The sequence below is a fragment of the Flavobacterium sediminis genome (assembly GCF_003148385.1).
Classification (GTDB): domain Bacteria; phylum Bacteroidota; class Bacteroidia; order Flavobacteriales; family Flavobacteriaceae; genus Flavobacterium; species Flavobacterium sediminis.
Genome location: NZ_CP029463.1, coordinates 1,327,659 through 1,343,785 on the forward strand (window position 1 = coordinate 1,327,659; position 16,127 = coordinate 1,343,785).

Genomic DNA, 16,127 nt, shown 5'->3' on the forward strand with positions numbered 1-16,127 from the left:
TTTTACTTTAATTGTAGGGTCTATATTACCAAATTTTAACTCTGCTTTCAGGTGCTACATACATTCCGTTACCTTCTTGTACATTAAACGTATTATAAAATGCGTCAACGTTTTGCAAAGGCACTGATGCACGATACATTCCCGGTGAATGCGGATCTGTTTTTACTTGGTTCTTAATCGCTTCGTCACGCATCTTAGTTCTCCAGATGGTCGCCCATGAAATAAAGAAACGTTGTTCCGGAGTAAATCCGTCGATCAATCCTGGGTTTCCGTTTTCTTTCAAATAAATTTGTAAACCGTCAAATGCAGCATTTACACCTCCTAAATCTCCGATATTTTCGCCTAAAGTAAACTTACCGTCAACATAGATTCCCGGTAGCGGTTGTAAAGCTGAATATTGGTCTGCCAAAGCTCCTCCAAGTCCTGTAAATTGTTTCAGATCTTCATCGCTCCACCAGTTCACTAAGTTACCGTTAGAATCATAGCGGGAACCTGAATCATCAAATCCATGTGAAATTTCATGACCAATTACGGCTCCGATTCCTCCGTAATTTACGGCTTCATCTGCTTTATAATCATAAAACGGCGGCTGCAAAATAGCCGCTGGAAATACAATTTCATTATTAGAAGGGTTGAAATAAGCATTAACTGTTTGAGGAGACATTCCCCACTCTGTTTTATCAACCGGTTTTCCTAATTTTTCAATATTCTTTTGGTGTGACCAATGTCTGTAGCGGATTGTATTTTCAAAATAAGTTCCTCCTTTTTCAGGGCTGGTCACTGTTAATTTTGAATAATCTTTCCATTTGTCAGGATAACCGATCTTTACTGTCAGTTTATTTAATTTTAACTTGGCATTTTCTTTTGTTTCTTTAGTCATCCAAGGCAAGCGGTCGATTCTGTTCTCAAAAGCCTTCATCACGTTAGCAATCATTGCTTGTGCTTTTGTCTTTGCTTCCGGCGGGAACTTTTTAGCTACATATAATTTACCTAATGCTTCCCCTAATCTTCCGTTAACAGTCGCTAAAGCTCTTTCGTCGGCCGGCCGTTGTTTTACGGCTCCTTTTAATGTTTTCCCGTAAAACTCCCAATTTGCATCGGCAACTTCTGTCGACAATACTCCGGCATTATCATTTAATAAAGTCCAACGTAAATAAGCTTTCCACGAATCGATATCGGCTTCCTGAAAAATAGTTTCTACTTCTTCCATGTATTTCGGTTGCGAAACTACTACTGAATCAATGGCTCCAATTCCTGTGGATTCAAAATAATTATTCCAATCTACAGTCGGAACAATTTTTTGCAGATCGGAAACTTTCATCGGATTATATGTATTTCTTCTGTCTCTTCTAGCAACTCTGTCTAAAGAAGCTGTTGCCATCTTTGTTTCCAATGCTAATACTTTTTCTGCTGCATTTTTTGCAGAGGCTTCACTATCTCCTAAATATTGCAACATACGTGTAATATGTGCAACATATTTCTCTCTCTTTTCTTTTGTGTCAGCCGCGTCGGAGACATAATAGTCTCTATCCGGTAAACCTAAACTTCCGGTTCCGACATATACTACATTTCGGTTACTATCTTTAGCATCTGTATACACGTAACTACCAAAAAATCCGATTCCTCCTTCTGATTCCATTTCCGTAATCAAAGCAACTAGATCTTTCACATTTTTAACCTCATCAATTTTAGCCAAATAGGGTTTTAAAGGAGCAACCCCCATTTTGTTTCGGGTAATTGTATCCAATACGGATTTATAAAGGCTCAACGCTTTTCCTTGATCCGAATCAGGAGTAATAGACTTATCTGCTAAGGCCTCTTTCAGAATTGCCATTACATCATCATCCGTATTTTTACGCAATTCATCAAAACTTCCCCAACGTGTTCTATCAGCAGGTATTTCTGTTTTATCTAACCATTTGCCATTTACATAGCGAAAGAAATCATCAGCCGGACTTACCGAAGTGTCCATATAATCGGTATTAATACCAATCTTCGCTTGAACCGGCTTCTCTGATGCTGCCACCGATACTGATTCCTGCGATGATTTACAAGAATTTAAGAATGAAGCTAAAAAAAGGAAGCCTAAGCTTCCTTTAATAATATAATTTTTCATTTATTTGAATTAAAGAAAGTTAAAAAGCAAATATAAGTTTTTGTTTTTTAACTCTCTAAAATCAACTATTCTTTAACAATTCGTTTTACAACTGCTTGCGAATCCGAATTGATTTTTACAAAATAAATTCCCTGAGCTGCTGCTGTTAGGTCTAAATTGGTTTCAACTGCGGAAATGTTTTCTTTTACTAATACTTTCTTTCCGGAAATATCATATACTTCAATGTTCTCTGCTTCCAGCGTCCCCAAGTTTACGGTAAACATCCCTTTTGAAGGGTTCGGATAAACAACAATTTCGTTATTTAACATAAAACTATCTGCCGCTAAAGTTCCGTTGATCACAAAATTATCAATATTTACTCCTAACTGATTAACAGCTTCATCTGAATGGAATACAATTCTGAATATTACATTTGTTTCATTGTTTAATGCTGTTAACGGATAAGAGTAATTGGTATTTGTAGTATTAGTTCCTGTCCATTGTGCACCCGGACAGTTGTAACAGTCATTACCCCCTGATGATGCTAAGGTTCTGTCGCTATTATACCAACCGGAAGTTTTTGTTCCCAATACATTCCAGGTAGCTCCGAAATCGGTAGTATATTCTATATACACTATGTCCCAGTTTTCTTCCAGATCATATTTCATATCAAAATTAATCGTGGGTCCGCTAACATTGGCTAAATTATAACATTGTGACACCAAATATTTTTTTGTCATATCAGTATAATTGCCACTTAAGTTTGTACTGTAAATATAATTATTGAATCCTCCCGAAAGGCTACCTCCGGTTCTGATTCCTCTAACCCATGGTGTTGCAGAATTGTCTTCGTTATATGTAACTAAAGCATCTGTAGCTGCTGTAAAAGGATTAACTACCCCTATTGTACCCTGATCGTCTACCAATAAAATTGCCGAACGTGTATTGTTCTCGCTTCTACCGTCATTTATTATTGTCGTTGTAACTTCAATTTCATGAGCTCCTCTTGTTAAGCCGCTTACAGGGAATGAATAATTCTCTTCTCCACAAGGTGAGATCAACCCGTTCCATGTTAAATTTGTCGCTGTTCCTCCATCAATACTATATGAAATAGCAACAGATGTAATATCATTTGTTCCGTGATTTTTCATTGTAATTTCAGGATTTACGGCTACTGTTCCGTCACAACTCACTAAGTTCGTGTTTTGAATTGCATGTAATGCCACGTCATCCGGTGCATTAACATAAGTTTCGCCTACATTTACTGCATACCATGAATCAGTAACCGCCATAACTTCCGGACTGTTTCCGCAATACAAACTACTTGCTAATTCAATTGATGCTGCTCTCGCATCAGCATAAGTAGCATTAGAAGTCAGATAGTCTCTCTCCATAAAATAGGCAATCTCAGCAGCTTTCAACAAACCGATACCTGTTACATTATAGGTGTCAGGAGTCGGAGCGTTATTTGTTCCGGATTCTCCCGCTGCTAAAATATAGAACCAATGGTTCAATACTCCTGAATTTGTATGTACTCCTCCGTTATCAGCAGTTCCGGAATACCAATACGTTCCTAAATAAGTATCCGGATCACCTTTAATATTAGGGTTTTGCATTGAACGCAAATAAGTAGAACTAATATCTTCTCCTATAAGCCAAACGTCACTACTTACTGTTCCTGACATAGTTCCTGTTCTTCCGTAATGTTCAATACAAGCTCCCCATATATCCGAAAACCCTTCATTCATTGCGCCGGATTCATCCTGATATGCCAGATCAGCTGTATAAGAACAAATGGCATGACCAATTTCATGACCACAAACATCAATGGCTGTAAAAATATCCATTCCGCTTCCGTCACCATACGTCATTACTGAACCGTTCCAAAAAGCATTGTTAAATCCGGAATCATAATGAACATAACTTCTGATAGCAGCACCGTTGCCGTCAAAACTGTTTCTTCCGAAAACATTCCCCCAAAAATCAAAGGTCATTTCTGCTCCCCAATGTGCATCTAATGCTCCGTCATCTTTAGCTGAATTGTTGTATTCAACTGCTGTCCAGTTATTGTCATCATCGGTAAAATCAACATTCTGATAGTTTGTTGTCGTTTGACAATTGTATGTTAAAATCCCATTTCCTCTGGAATAATCTCTTAATCTATATTCTGTTCCTGTGAAGTCTGTTTCAATATTTCTGGACCCACTATAACGTGTAGCTGCTGTTCCGGCTATAAGTGCATTGGTCTCTTTTTTTCCAAAACTTTCTTTTGAACCGTGTGCATGTTCATGTAAATGCTTAATAACGGCATCCTTAAAAAGGATTTTCCCATTATTTGCATCAACATAAATGATTTGTCTTGAGATTGGTTGTATTGCATATACATCTAATTTATATGCTAAATGTACCGTATTATCTTTCAGATCCGGAAACACAACCAACTCTCCTTCCGGTTTTTTATACCCCATCAATTGAGCCTGTTCAGAATCTTCCCATAAATAACGGGAGGCATTAACATCTTGTTTCGCTTTTTCTAAAGCTTCTTGCCCTGTTAACTGAGGAGAAGTGTTTAAATTTTGTGCATTATACAACTCTCCGTTAACAAGAATAATACTTCCATCTTGGCTATGAGTAATAGCAACTCCATATTCAACTTTAAAGTTGTTATAATATTGCTGAAACCTTTGATGTAAATTTCCTTTACTATCTCTGGAAGTCGAGATCAGCCTGAACTGATTTTGATCATTTAATTCGTATGCTTTTGAAAATTGGTTCAATGCCTGTTGAGCAGACACATTTGACCGACTGATCTTTACAAATTTTTGATGCGTAACAGGCTTATCTTTTTGCTGAGCATGACCTACAGAGAAAAGCAGTGCTGTTATTACAATTATCATTGAGGTTTTCATATAGTTAGGGTTATTTAAGTTTTGTTGTTGAAATTCTATTTATTTAATCTGCAAATTTATTTATTTTCAATTTTTAATTCAAAAACCAATACACTTTTAAATTTTTTTAACAAAAATATGCAAATATGCAATATTTACAACTATTCATTCTTTGTTTAATCTCTAAAATAATTTTAATCTACTATTCTTCCTTTGTACTTTTGCAAAAAAAAGATGATAACAGGCTTCAGAAAATACAGAAACTTCATTATTCTTTTCGGTCTACTTTCTATAATCATATTCATCGGAATATATGAACTTTCTATTCCTAAAAAGACTCTCCCGGTCTTTACTCCCAGAGATGTAAATCCGGAACTGGTAGATTCTACCGTACAACATGTTGGTTACAATCATGTCATTGCTGATTTTGCTTTTACTAATCAAAATGGTAAAACCATTACTCAGAAAGATTATGAAAACAACGTTTATGTAGCCGATTTTTTCTTTACCACTTGTCAAACTATCTGTCCGAAAATGACCGATAACATGGTGTGGTTACAGGATAAAATTAAAGATAATTCAAAAGTAAAATTACTCTCATTCTCGGTTACACCGGATATTGACAGCGTTCCTGTCTTAAAACAATATGCTTTAGAAAAAGGAGTGATTGATGAAAAATGGAACTTAGTAACCGGTAATAAGAAAGACATTTATTATCTGGCAAGAAAGTCTTATTTAGTCGTTAAAACGGGAAAACCTGAAGATCTATATGACATGGTTCATACAGAAAATTTTGTTCTGGTAGATCAGAAGAAAAGGATCAGAGGTTTTTATGACGGTACAAACAAAGAGGACATGGAAAAGCTCTTAGAAGATATTAACTTCTTATGCAACGAATAAATTTTAATGATAAATATCATTTCGATTTATTAAATATAGCGTATATTTGTATTTTAATTCAATCTAAATAAGGATGTCGGTCTCTCTTTCAGAATTAAAAATTGGTGAAAAGGCTATAATTATTGATGTAAATATTGATGAAATCCCACTAAAACTTTTAGAGATGGGATGTTTGCCCGGAAATGAAGTTGCCTTGGTACAGATCGCACCTTTAGGCGATCCATATTATTTTAACATCAATGATTCTCATGTAGCTATCAGGAAGGAAATCGCTCATGAAGTAACCGTCGTTCTGGAAAATTCGCTAAATGTAGATGCAAAATAAAATTTTAAAAGTTGCCCTGATTGGTAATCCGAATGTAGGTAAAACTTCTGTATTTAATCAGCTAACCGGGTTAAACCAACAAGTAGGCAACTATCCGGGAATTACCGTTGAAAAGAAACAAGGGTACAGCAAATTATCTGAGAATGTAAAAGCTAAAATCATTGACCTTCCCGGGACTTATAGTTTAAATGCCAGCTCTATTGATGAAAATGTGGTTATTGAGTTGCTTTTGAATAAAAATGACGAAGATTTTCCGGATGTTGCGGTGGTTGTTTCTGAAGTTGAAAACCTGAAACGAAACCTTCTTTTATTTACTCAAATTAAAGATTTGGAAATTCCTACTATTTTGGTCATCAACATGGCGGATCGAATGCAGTTAAAGGGAATTGAATTAGACATTCCGGTTTTGGAACAACAACTGAAAACCAAAATAGCCTTAATTAGTTCCCGAAAAAAAACAGGGATTGATACTCTAAAAGAGTTAATCTTAAATTACGAAGATCTACCCACAGAACCTTGTTTAAATGCTTCCGGCATTGATCCGGAATATTTTGATAAACTTCGAAAAGCTTTTCCAAATCAATTATTATATAAACTCTGGCTGGTCATTACGCAAGATGTAAACTTTTTAAATTTAGAACGAAATGAGATCAAAAGTTCATTTACAAAATCGCATTCTGAATTAAAACGTTTACAGCAGAAAGAAACCATAAAACGCTATCAGTTTATTAATGACACCCTTAAATTAGGGCAAAAGATTGATCTTACAAAAGCTACCGATCTGAGAGCTCGGCTAGATCGTATATTAACCCATAAAATTTTTGGTTATGTAATTTTCTTTGGTATTCTGCTTTTGATCTTTCAGTCTATTTTTGACTGGAGTAGCGTTCCTATGGATTTTATAGACGAGCTCTTTGCTAATTTGAGTTCGTTTGCTAAGACCCATTTGCCACCTGGTGAATTTACCGATTTAATTAGTGAAGGATTGATTCCGGGTATAGGAGGAATCGTCATCTTTATTCCGCAAATTGCCTTTTTATTTCTATTCATTTCTATTCTGGAAGAAAGCGGTTATATGAGTCGTGTTGTATTCCTTATGGATAAAATCATGAGGAAATTCGGTTTATCAGGAAAGAGTATTGTTCCTTTAATTTCAGGAACTGCCTGCGCTATTCCTGCCATTATGGGAACCCGAAATATAGAAAACTGGAAAGAACGTCTGATCACAATATTAGTCACTCCTTTCACCACTTGCTCTGCAAGACTTCCCGTTTACGCTATTTTAATTGCTTTAATAATACCTGAAAAAAGAGTATTGGGGTTCTTAAATCTTCAAGGGTTAACCTTAATGGGATTGTATCTTGCCGGATTCGGGATGGCAATCTTATCAGCATACATTTTAAATAAAATCCTGAAATTAAATTGCAAGTCTTATTTTGTTGTGGAGATGCCTTCATACAAAATTCCATTGTTTCGTAATGTAGCCATCAACGTTGTTGAAAAGACGAAATCCTTTGTTACAGGTGCCGGAAAAATCATTCTGGCGCTGTCTGTGATCCTTTGGTTTTTAGGGTCTCATGGTCCAAAAGAAAGTTTTGACAATGCTGAAGCAATTGTAAATGCTAAACATCAGGACAAATCGAGCTCTGAATTAGAAGATGAAATTAATTCTTATAAGTTAGAGAATTCTTATATTGGTATTGCCGGGAAAATGATAGAACCTGTAATCAGACCTTTAGGATATGACTGGAAAATAGGTGTAGCAGTTGTAAGCTCCTTTGCGGCTCGTGAAGTCTTTGTCGGGACTCTGGCAACCATTTACAGTGTAGGAAGTCATAGTGACGAAGAAGTAACGATCAAAAACAGAATGGCAGCAGAAGTCAACCCCGTTACAGGAAACAAGATTTTCAATTTTGCATCAGGAATTTCTTTACTGTTATTTTATGCATTTGCTATGCAGTGTATCTCAACCTTAGCTATTGTTAAAAAAGAGACAAACTCATGGAAATGGCCGGTTATACAATTAGTTTTTATGAGTGGATTTGCTTATGTGATTGCTTTAATTGCTTATCAAGCTCTGAAATAACTTATGAAAAAAGTTTTTCTCATTTTCCTCCTACTGCTTTTTCTGTCATTTCAAGTAAGCCTGAGTCAAAACAAAATTGACCGATCAAAAAAAGAATTAAAAGCAGCAAAAGAAGAACCCGAGACAAAAAAGAGAACTACTGCTGACGATCGCAAAGAAATGCCCTTAGTCGGTAAAGTTTTTATGTATATGACTTGGGGTGTTTTTAAATATGTCGTTATAGGTAACTATAACAGTGAAGAACATCTTGGAAATTATGTTAACCGACATCCTTTTCAAGAGCAAACACTCGGCAATTATACAGCTTTAAAAAAAGAACGCAACTTCCAATTTCTCGTAAGTGAAAACCTTTTGTACAGCAATTCAAATTTGTTTGCCAATCGTCTTACATTGAAATACAGACCTTTCAGTCATTTTTATTTTAAAACCGATTTTCATCAGTTATTTGAGCGAAACCCTATTTCCCATACCCAGGATCAGTTGTCATTATTTCAGTTTAACTTGATGTATGACCGAATACGTTTTCAGGAATTTAATTTCGGTTGGAATATCGGCCTGACCTATATTGGCAATGACATCAAACAGGCGGGATTGAATTTAGGCATTCATTTTGATACATTTCTAATAAAAAACATCAGTTTTTCAGGAGATCTGAACTGGAGTTCTATGAATAGCATTCCTGTAAACACATACACTTTTAAAGGAAATTATCATTTTAGAAAAAACGTCTGTTCATTTGGCTTTGAGCATCTTAAAATTGGGACACCTCAATATAATTTTGTAACTTTAGGTATCGGACATTATTTTTAATCTTTCAGAAAATGCAACAAATTTTAGTTTATATAACAGTCGCTTTTGCCCTGATCTTTCTGATTCGTAAATTCTTTTGGCGAAAAAAAACAAAGAAATCCAATTCCTGCGGAGAAGATTGTAATTGTCATTAATTCTTCTTTTCCAAAATGATCTTCAACCAATAATCTTTCAGAACTATTGTCTGTCCTGCTACTTTTTCAGGATAAACATGTATAGCTGAAATTGTCTGATCATTTAACTTGATACGGCTTTCTAAAAATTTTTTATTCGTTTCAAAATTAAGAGGATCCAATGTTAGTAAGACTTCCGAATGGTCTGTTTCATCATAAACACCTAAAATCAGTTTTACTTCTCCGGCTCTAACACAAGCAACTCCTTTCGGACAACGACTATCCGAAACTATCTTTTCTATTTTCAGAAATGTTGTTTCACTAACTTGTACTTTCTTCTGGCTGGAAATTTCCAGTATCCCATCCTTTGTAAAATCTTTAACGCTATTGCAACTTACTAAAATAAGCGTTGCTATTATCATGAGCTTTTTCATTTTTAAACTGTAATTAAAACCGGAATATTTATTTTATGACGTACAGCCCCCACGGTTGTTCCGAAAAGCAAATCTTTGACCCAATTATGGCCATGAGCTCCCATAATTAAAATATCAAAATCGGCTCCGTTTACTACTTCCGGTATACCTGTTTTAGGATTTCCGAAGCCCAATCTAACCTCTACTTTATAACCGAAAGCTTCCATTTTCTTTTTATATTCATCTAAGTACCTGGCATCGCTCATAGTTTCAAAATCATGCGCTTTGTCTCCATAAACAAACGCTCCAACAGTTTCTACAATATGAATCAAAACATATTTCGCTTCTTTTCCTCCAAGCTGAAAAGCACTCTCTAAACTTTTCTTATCAATTTCAGAGAAATCTAATGCAATTGCAATATTAGCATACGTAATAGAACGATTATTCTCTGACACGATTATTTTATCGATATGCGGTACTAATTTGGCTTGCCCTCGTGCTTTTTCTAAGACCGGTTTAATTGTAATATAGACCAGTAAGAATAAGAAAAAAACAGCTAAAGGTATTACAAATACCCAGATATAAACCGGATTTTCAGAAGACATAAGCCATGAGTGGATCTCATCATACACCAATTTAATGTTTAATGAAACGATCACCAAAGTTACTAACCAGGAAACTATTTTAGTTGGCAAAGAAATTTCAAAGCCTTGCATTTTCTGTTTATTACTCACAAAATGAATCAATGGAATAATCGCGAATCCTAATTGCAAGCTCAGGATAACCTGACTTAAGATCAATAATTCTCCTGTTGACCTCTCTCCAAAATAATAAATAGCCAAAAAAGCCGGTACTATAGCCACCAAACGGGTTAAAATTCTTCTAACCCACGGTTGAATTCTCAAATTCAGATAGCCTTCCATTACAATTTGTCCGGCTAATGTCCCTGTGATTGTTGAGCTTTGTCCTGCGGCGATCAAAGCCAGTGCAAATAAAATAGCAGCCCATTTTGTTCCTAAAAGCGGTTGTAACAATTTATGAGCGTCCTGAATTTCAGCTATTTCAAACATTCCGTTTCTGTAAAAAGTGGCTGCAGCAAGAATCAAAATTGCCGCATTAACGAAAAAAGCTAAATTCAGAGCAATTACTGAATCCCAGAAATTGTATTTGATCGCCTGCTTAATTCCTTTTTTGGTTCGGTCAAACTTTCGGGTTTGTACTAATGAAGAATGCAGGTACAAGTTATGCGGCATTACAGTTGCTCCTATAATTCCGATAGCAATGTAAAGCGCTTCACCTCCGGGAATAGAAGGAATCAATCCTTTTGCCATTTCACTCATTTCCGGTTCAGCAAGGAATATTTCTATAATAAAGGAGAGACCAATAATTGCAATTAACGAAATAATAAAGGCTTCCATCTTTTTGATGCCTTTGTTCATCAGAAACAATAAAAGAAACGTATCTAAAAGCGTAATGCTAACGCCCCATAATAATGGAATATCAAATAAAAGTTCAAGTCCTATTGCCATTCCCAGAACTTCAGCCAGATCACAAGCCGCAATTGCAATCTCTGCTAAAAAATACAATATAAAATTAACAGGTCTCGAATAAGTATCTCTGGAGGCCTGAGCTAAATCTCTTTGCCGTACAATTCCTAATCTGGCACTCAAACTTTGTAAAAGCAAGGCCATTAAATTAGACATCAAGAGAACCCATAACAAAGTATAGCCAAATCGGCTTCCTCCCGCAAGGTCTGTGGCCCAATTCCCGGGATCCATGTACCCGACACTTACCATATAAGCTGGGCCAAAAAAAGCTAATATCCTTTTAAAAACAGATGTTTTTGCTCCTGTATCTATCGAATTATGAACTTCTTCCAATGAGTTATTCTTCTTCATAAACTACTGTTTTTTAATATATAAATTTCCGGCAATCTTCGTTGAAATCACAGATCTGACCCCATTCACTTCAATTTTCAGCAAATCATCAAAATCATCTTTCTCTAAAATAGTAATTACAGAACCTAATGCTATTTTTTGTTTGTCTAAATATCGTAAAAAATCTGATGATGTATCTTTCACCCCTATACAAACGTAAGGTGTTTGCAACATCCCTTCTAATAATAGTAGTTTGTTTATTTTCTTAATTTCACCGTTTGTATTCGGAATCGGGTCTCCGTGCGGATCAAAATCCGGAAAACCTAAAAATTCATCCAAACGATTGATTAGTTTTTCAGACTTTATGTGTTCGAGTTCTTCCGCGATCTCGTGTACTTCATCCCAAGAAAATCGCAATTTTTCTACTAAAAAGACTTCCCATAAACGGTGCTTTCTCACAATCATCTTAGCTGAGTAAGAGCCTTTTTCAGTTAAAGAAACACCTTGATACTTAATATAGCTCACTAATTCTTTATCTGCCAGTTTTTTAATCATATCCGTTACCGATGAAGCTTTGGCATCCATCATTCCTGCAATAGCATTCGTATTAACCCCTTTTGGTGAAACTAAAGACAAGTGATAAATTACTTTTAAATAGTTTTCTTCTGAAATAGTCATGATAATCAAATTGTTTAGCAAATTTAAAAACATATTTTGTATAACCAAATTTAATTTTTAGGTTTGTCTAAAAATAAATTTAAAACATGATTAAAAAACACATCTATTTAATTCTTTTCGGTAGTTTTTTACAGGCACAGGAATCCGCAGTAACAGCTATTAATACGGACAGACCCGACCAGACAGAAACAGCCTTTTTGGTTCCTAAAGGGAGATTTCAAATGGAAAATGGTTTTAGTTACACGAAGCATACTAGCAAAAGTTATAACATCAATTTTATCGAAAACTTATGGAAATATGGTTTTTCAGAAAAAATCGAATTCAGAATGATAACCGAATTAACAAAAGAAAAAGATGAAACTCAGGAAGTAAGCGGCTTCCGTCCGATAGCATTCGGAACTAAAATAAAACTTACTGAAGAAAACGGAATCTTCCCTAAGATTTCTCTCATTGCCCATGCTCACTTAGTTAAAAGTGCTTCAAAAGCATTTCGCAATGAAAAATGGGCACCTGAATTCCGACTTACATTTTTACACAATCTACACCACAATCAAACATTCAGCTATAATTTAGGAACAGAATGGGATACTAACGATTTATTTCCGGTTTATATTTATACTGTTTCTTATGGCTATTCAATTACTGGCAGATTAGGGGTTTATGCAGAAGTTTTTGGTAATCTTACGAAAAAAGAACCAGCCCAACATCTTTTTGATGGCGGATTTACCTATTTGATTTCATCCGATTTTATGGTTGATTGTTCGGCCGGTTTAGGCTTAAATTCAGCTGCTCCGAAATATTATTGGGCTACAGGCTTTTCATTTCGTCTTTAAGAAGACTTTAATATTTTTATTGATTCTCAATAAACTTTTATTCGTAAATTTGCGTATAATTTAAAAAAAAGACTATGTATCCAGAAGAAATGGTAAGACCTATGAAAGCGGAGTTAACAGATGCCGGTTTTGTGGAATTATATACAGAACAAGATGTAGAAAATGCTTTAGCTAAAGAAGGAACTACTTTAGTAGTGATAAACTCCGTTTGTGGCTGTGCTGCCCGAAACGCAAGACCGGGTGCAAAAATGAGTTTAGACAACGCTAAAAAACCAGCTCATTTAGTAACCGCTTTTGCAGGGGTTGATAAAGATGCTGTGACAAAAGCCAGAGAACACATGTTCCCCTTTCCTCCTTCATCACCAAGTATTGCTTTGTTTAAAGACGGAGAATTGGTACACATGTTAGAGAGACACCATATTGAAGGGCGTCCGGCAGAATTAATTGCAGAAAATCTAAAAGACGCTTTCGACGAGTTTTGTTAAATTAAAACTTACAGTATATAGCATTCTAGCAAAAAACCATCAAAAAAACGATGGTTTTTTGTTTTTAAAGTTACTTTTGTAATACAAACTAAATCTGATGCAAAAGATTATCTCTATACCGTTGTCTATTATTTTTTACGTGCTGTTTTTTTTATGGCTCGTACTATTTGAACCGATCCAACGTATATGTCTTAACGTTTTCGGCTATAATGCTCATCGCCGGAGCGTGGCCATCTTAAATTTATTTCTAGTTCGGACTACTCATATCTTAGGAACGACCTATTCAATTACAGGAAGAGATCAGCTTCCGAAAAATGCACCTTTGATCATCATCGCAAATCATCAAAGCTTATATGACATACCACCGATCATCTGGTTCATGCGTCATTGGCATCCGAAATTCATCAGTAAAAAAGAATTAGGAAAAGGAATTCCTAGTATTTCATATAATTTAAAACATGGCGGTTCGGCACTTATTGACCGGAAAGATCCGAAACAAGCTTTACCGGCCATAAAAAAAGTGGGAGAATATATCAATAAAAACAACTATTCTGTCGTTATATTTCCGGAAGGGACCCGTAGTAAAACCGGAAAACCTAAAGCTTTTTCTGTTAACGGGTTAAAAATGCTCTACAAGTTTGCACCGGATGCTTATTTTGTTCCTATCAGCATCAGTAATTCTTGGAAAATGACTCGATTCGGACAATTCCCGTTAGGGCTTGGAAATCGTTTATATTTTAATATCCATGAACCTTTAAAAATTTCGGATTATTCTTTTGAAGAGATATTCGAAAAGACCGAAAATGTTATTATAAATAATCTTAAATAAAAAAATAATGTCTATACACAACATCCGATTAGAAGTGATGCAATTTTTAGAGAAAAAAATTGACAGCTTCGTGGAAGAATTTTTAATTCCGGTTGAAAAAATCTGGCAACCATCTGACTTACTTCCGGATTCTGAAAACGAAAACTTTTTAGAAAACGTTAAAGAATTACGGGAAATAGCAAAAGATCTTCCTTATGATTTTTGGGTAGTATTAGTAGGAGATACTATCACTGAAGAAGCTTTACCTACCTATGAATCTTGGTTAATGAATGTTGAAGGCGTCGATCAGGAAGGAAGAAATGGTTGGAGCAAATGGATTCGTCAATGGACCGGAGAAGAAAACCGACATGGTGATGTTCTGAACAAATATTTGTATTTGTCAGGACGAGTAAATATGAAAGAAGTAGAACAAACTACTCACCATTTAATCAATGACGGTTTTGATATCGGTACAGGAACTGACCCTTATAAAAACTTTGTATACACAAGTTTTCAAGAGTTAGCAACATATATTTCACATAACAGAGTAGCCTTATTAGCTAAAAAATACGGAGACATTAAGTTGTCCAAAATGTGTAAACTCATTGCCGGAGATGAAATGCGTCACCACATGGCTTACAGCACTTTCGTAAAAAATATTTTTGAAGTTGATCCGAGTCAGATGATGTTGGCTTTCCAACACATGATGAAACATAAAATTACCATGCCAGCTCATTTTCTGAGAGAATCAGGTCAAAAAATCAGTACCGCTTTTGAACAATTTTCAGATTCAGCCCAACGCATCGGTGTATATACCGCTCAGGATTATGTTGAAATCCTTCAAAAGTTGATTGACAAATGGGAAATTGACAAAATGACCAATTTAACTGATGAAGCCGAGAAAGCAAGGGATTTTCTAATGAAATTACCGCAAAGAATGGCAAAAATATCAGAACGTTTGGTAATTCCGGAAACAAGCCATATCTTTAAATGGGTTCAACCGGCAACTGTTTAAGTTTACTATGGGTAAAGCTATCATCGACAACACTATAGGTTTTGTAAAAAAACAATTGGCAAATGCCGAAGGTGGCCACGATTGGTTTCACATTCAACGGGTATTTCAAAATTCTGTTCAAATTGCAGAGCATGAAACTGATTGTAATATAGAAATTGTCCAATTAGCAGCTTTACTCCATGACATAGCTGATTCAAAGTTTCACAACGGAGATGAAACCGTCGGACCTAAGACCGCTCGTGAATTTCTTTTACAACAAGAGGTTGACGAAGAGATTGTTCGTCACGTTGTCTCCATAATAGAGAATATTTCGTTCAAGGGAGGGAATTTCAATCCTGATTTTTCTTCTCTTGAACTTCAAATAGTTCAGGATGCAGATCGTTTAGACGCTATAGGAGCCATAGGCATAGCCCGAACTTTTAATTATGGTGGCTTTAAAAACCGTCCGATGTACGATCCTGCAATTGCACCTAAAATGAATATGACTAAAGAAGAGTATAAGAAAAGTAATGCTCCTACTCTAAATCACTTTTACGAAAAACTTTTGATTCTTCAAGATAAAATGAATACGGAAACGGGTAAAAAGATGGCAAAAGAAAGACATCGGTTCATGGAGCTTTTTTTAGCTCAATTTTACTCGGAATGGGACGGACTGCTTTAAAACATTTTTTACGTAAAGTTTTACAAAATGTTAACAAGAGGAACAATTTATAGCGTTCTTTCTTTTTCCTTAATAAAGTTTTAATACTGCCTTTAAGGCTTTTAAAAAATAGAATTGGAATTTTGATTCATTCAAAAAAA

15 protein-coding genes are annotated in these 16,127 nt (G+C 35.4%); 10 read left to right on the forward strand and 5 right to left on the reverse strand.

The genetic code is table 11. From position 1 onward, the window contains the following. Positions 1-25: 25 nt before the first annotated feature. Both DI487_RS06140 and DI487_RS06145 read right to left on the reverse strand, forming a co-directional pair. Positions 26-2,116 (reverse strand): M13 family metallopeptidase, encoded by a 2,091-nt coding sequence (locus DI487_RS06140; RefSeq protein WP_109568846.1) that lies wholly within the window; start codon positions 2,114-2,116, stop codon positions 26-28. A gap of 65 nt (positions 2,117-2,181) precedes the next feature. Further along, entirely contained in the window at positions 2,182-5,004 is a 2,823-nt protein-coding gene (locus tag DI487_RS06145) for a M4 family metallopeptidase (RefSeq protein WP_109568847.1), read from the reverse strand. Positions 5,005-5,217: 213 nt separating this feature from the next. Between DI487_RS06145 and DI487_RS06150 the strand changes: the two genes are divergently transcribed. From DI487_RS06150 to DI487_RS06170, 5 genes are all read left to right on the forward strand, one after another. Continuing rightward, on the forward strand, positions 5,218-5,883 hold the full coding sequence (locus tag DI487_RS06150) for an SCO family protein (RefSeq protein WP_109568848.1): 666 nt from the start codon (positions 5,218-5,220) through the stop codon (positions 5,881-5,883). Between the two features lie 73 nt (positions 5,884-5,956). Continuing rightward, positions 5,957-6,208 carry a FeoA family protein gene (locus DI487_RS06155; protein ID WP_109568849.1) on the forward strand — a complete coding sequence of 84 codons (252 nt, stop codon included), beginning with the start codon at positions 5,957-5,959 and terminating at the stop codon, positions 6,206-6,208. After that, positions 6,198-8,294 carry a ferrous iron transport protein B gene (feoB, locus tag DI487_RS06160; protein ID WP_109568850.1) on the forward strand — a complete coding sequence of 699 codons (2,097 nt, stop codon included), beginning with the start codon at positions 6,198-6,200 and terminating at the stop codon, positions 8,292-8,294. The genes DI487_RS06155 and feoB overlap by 11 nt, the downstream gene beginning before the upstream one ends. A 3-nt stretch (positions 8,295-8,297) precedes the next feature. Beyond that, complete coding sequence (locus DI487_RS06165) at positions 8,298-9,104, forward strand: hypothetical protein (protein WP_109568851.1); 807 nt, start codon at positions 8,298-8,300, stop codon at positions 9,102-9,104. Positions 9,105-9,115: 11 nt separating this feature from the next. Then, complete coding sequence (locus DI487_RS06170) at positions 9,116-9,238, forward strand: FeoB-associated Cys-rich membrane protein (RefSeq protein WP_109568852.1); 123 nt, start codon at positions 9,116-9,118, stop codon at positions 9,236-9,238. Here DI487_RS06170 and DI487_RS06175 read toward each other — a convergent pair. The 3 genes from DI487_RS06175 to DI487_RS06185 are packed head-to-tail and all read right to left on the reverse strand — an operon-like array spanning position 9,235 to position 12,185. Then, entirely contained in the window at positions 9,235-9,651 is a 417-nt protein-coding gene (locus DI487_RS06175) for a hypothetical protein (RefSeq protein ID WP_109568853.1), read from the reverse strand. The two genes, DI487_RS06170 and DI487_RS06175, sit on opposite strands and share 4 nt — an antisense overlap. Before the next feature lie 2 nt (positions 9,652-9,653). Further along, positions 9,654-11,528 carry an Nramp family divalent metal transporter gene (locus tag DI487_RS06180; RefSeq protein WP_109568854.1) on the reverse strand — a complete coding sequence of 625 codons (1,875 nt, stop codon included), beginning with the start codon at positions 11,526-11,528 and terminating at the stop codon, positions 9,654-9,656. A gap of 3 nt (positions 11,529-11,531) precedes the next feature. Next, positions 11,532-12,185 (reverse strand): metal-dependent transcriptional regulator, encoded by a 654-nt coding sequence (locus DI487_RS06185; protein ID WP_109568855.1) that lies wholly within the window; start codon positions 12,183-12,185, stop codon positions 11,532-11,534. Between the two features lie 86 nt (positions 12,186-12,271). Between DI487_RS06185 and DI487_RS06190 the strand changes: the two genes are divergently transcribed. From DI487_RS06190 to DI487_RS06210, 5 genes are all read left to right on the forward strand, one after another. After that, positions 12,272-13,018: a transporter gene (locus DI487_RS06190; protein WP_109568856.1), complete on the forward strand. Its 747-nt coding sequence runs from the start codon at positions 12,272-12,274 to the stop codon at positions 13,016-13,018. 74 nt (positions 13,019-13,092) lie between these two features. Beyond that, entirely contained in the window at positions 13,093-13,503 is a 411-nt protein-coding gene (locus DI487_RS06195) for a BrxA/BrxB family bacilliredoxin (protein ID WP_109568857.1), read from the forward strand. A 97-nt stretch (positions 13,504-13,600) separates the two neighbouring features. Beyond that, positions 13,601-14,332: a lysophospholipid acyltransferase family protein gene (locus DI487_RS06200; RefSeq protein WP_109568858.1), complete on the forward strand. Its 732-nt coding sequence runs from the start codon at positions 13,601-13,603 to the stop codon at positions 14,330-14,332. A 7-nt stretch (positions 14,333-14,339) separates the two neighbouring features. After that, positions 14,340-15,326: an acyl-ACP desaturase gene (locus DI487_RS06205; RefSeq protein ID WP_109568859.1), complete on the forward strand. Its 987-nt coding sequence runs from the start codon at positions 14,340-14,342 to the stop codon at positions 15,324-15,326. Between the two features lie 7 nt (positions 15,327-15,333). Further along, complete coding sequence (locus tag DI487_RS06210; protein ID WP_109568860.1) at positions 15,334-15,987, forward strand: HD domain-containing protein; 654 nt, start codon at positions 15,334-15,336, stop codon at positions 15,985-15,987. Positions 15,988-16,127 lie beyond the last annotated feature (140 nt).

Excerpts from the sequence above, each read along its gene's own strand:
- DI487_RS06140 (WP_109568846.1), bottom strand. The coding sequence starts at position 2,116 with ATGAAAAATTATATTATTAAAGGAAGCTTAGGCTTCCTTTTTTTAGCT.
- DI487_RS06145 (WP_109568847.1), bottom strand. The coding sequence starts at position 5,004 with ATGAAAACCTCAATGATAATTGTAATAACAGCACTGCTTTTCTCTGTA.
- DI487_RS06150 (WP_109568848.1), top strand. The coding sequence starts at position 5,218 with ATGATAACAGGCTTCAGAAAATACAGAAACTTCATTATTCTTTTCGGT.
- DI487_RS06155 (WP_109568849.1), top strand. The coding sequence starts at position 5,957 with ATGTCGGTCTCTCTTTCAGAATTAAAAATTGGTGAAAAGGCTATAATT.
- feoB (WP_109568850.1), top strand. The coding sequence starts at position 6,198 with ATGCAAAATAAAATTTTAAAAGTTGCCCTGATTGGTAATCCGAATGTA.
- DI487_RS06165 (WP_109568851.1), top strand. The coding sequence starts at position 8,298 with ATGAAAAAAGTTTTTCTCATTTTCCTCCTACTGCTTTTTCTGTCATTT.
- DI487_RS06170 (WP_109568852.1), top strand. The coding sequence starts at position 9,116 with ATGCAACAAATTTTAGTTTATATAACAGTCGCTTTTGCCCTGATCTTT.
- DI487_RS06175 (WP_109568853.1), bottom strand. The coding sequence starts at position 9,651 with ATGAAAAAGCTCATGATAATAGCAACGCTTATTTTAGTAAGTTGCAAT.
- DI487_RS06180 (WP_109568854.1), bottom strand. The coding sequence starts at position 11,528 with ATGAAGAAGAATAACTCATTGGAAGAAGTTCATAATTCGATAGATACA.
- DI487_RS06185 (WP_109568855.1), bottom strand. The coding sequence starts at position 12,185 with ATGACTATTTCAGAAGAAAACTATTTAAAAGTAATTTATCACTTGTCT.
- DI487_RS06190 (WP_109568856.1), top strand. The coding sequence starts at position 12,272 with ATGATTAAAAAACACATCTATTTAATTCTTTTCGGTAGTTTTTTACAG.
- DI487_RS06195 (WP_109568857.1), top strand. The coding sequence starts at position 13,093 with ATGTATCCAGAAGAAATGGTAAGACCTATGAAAGCGGAGTTAACAGAT.
- DI487_RS06200 (WP_109568858.1), top strand. The coding sequence starts at position 13,601 with ATGCAAAAGATTATCTCTATACCGTTGTCTATTATTTTTTACGTGCTG.
- DI487_RS06205 (WP_109568859.1), top strand. The coding sequence starts at position 14,340 with ATGTCTATACACAACATCCGATTAGAAGTGATGCAATTTTTAGAGAAA.
- DI487_RS06210 (WP_109568860.1), top strand. The coding sequence starts at position 15,334 with ATGGGTAAAGCTATCATCGACAACACTATAGGTTTTGTAAAAAAACAA.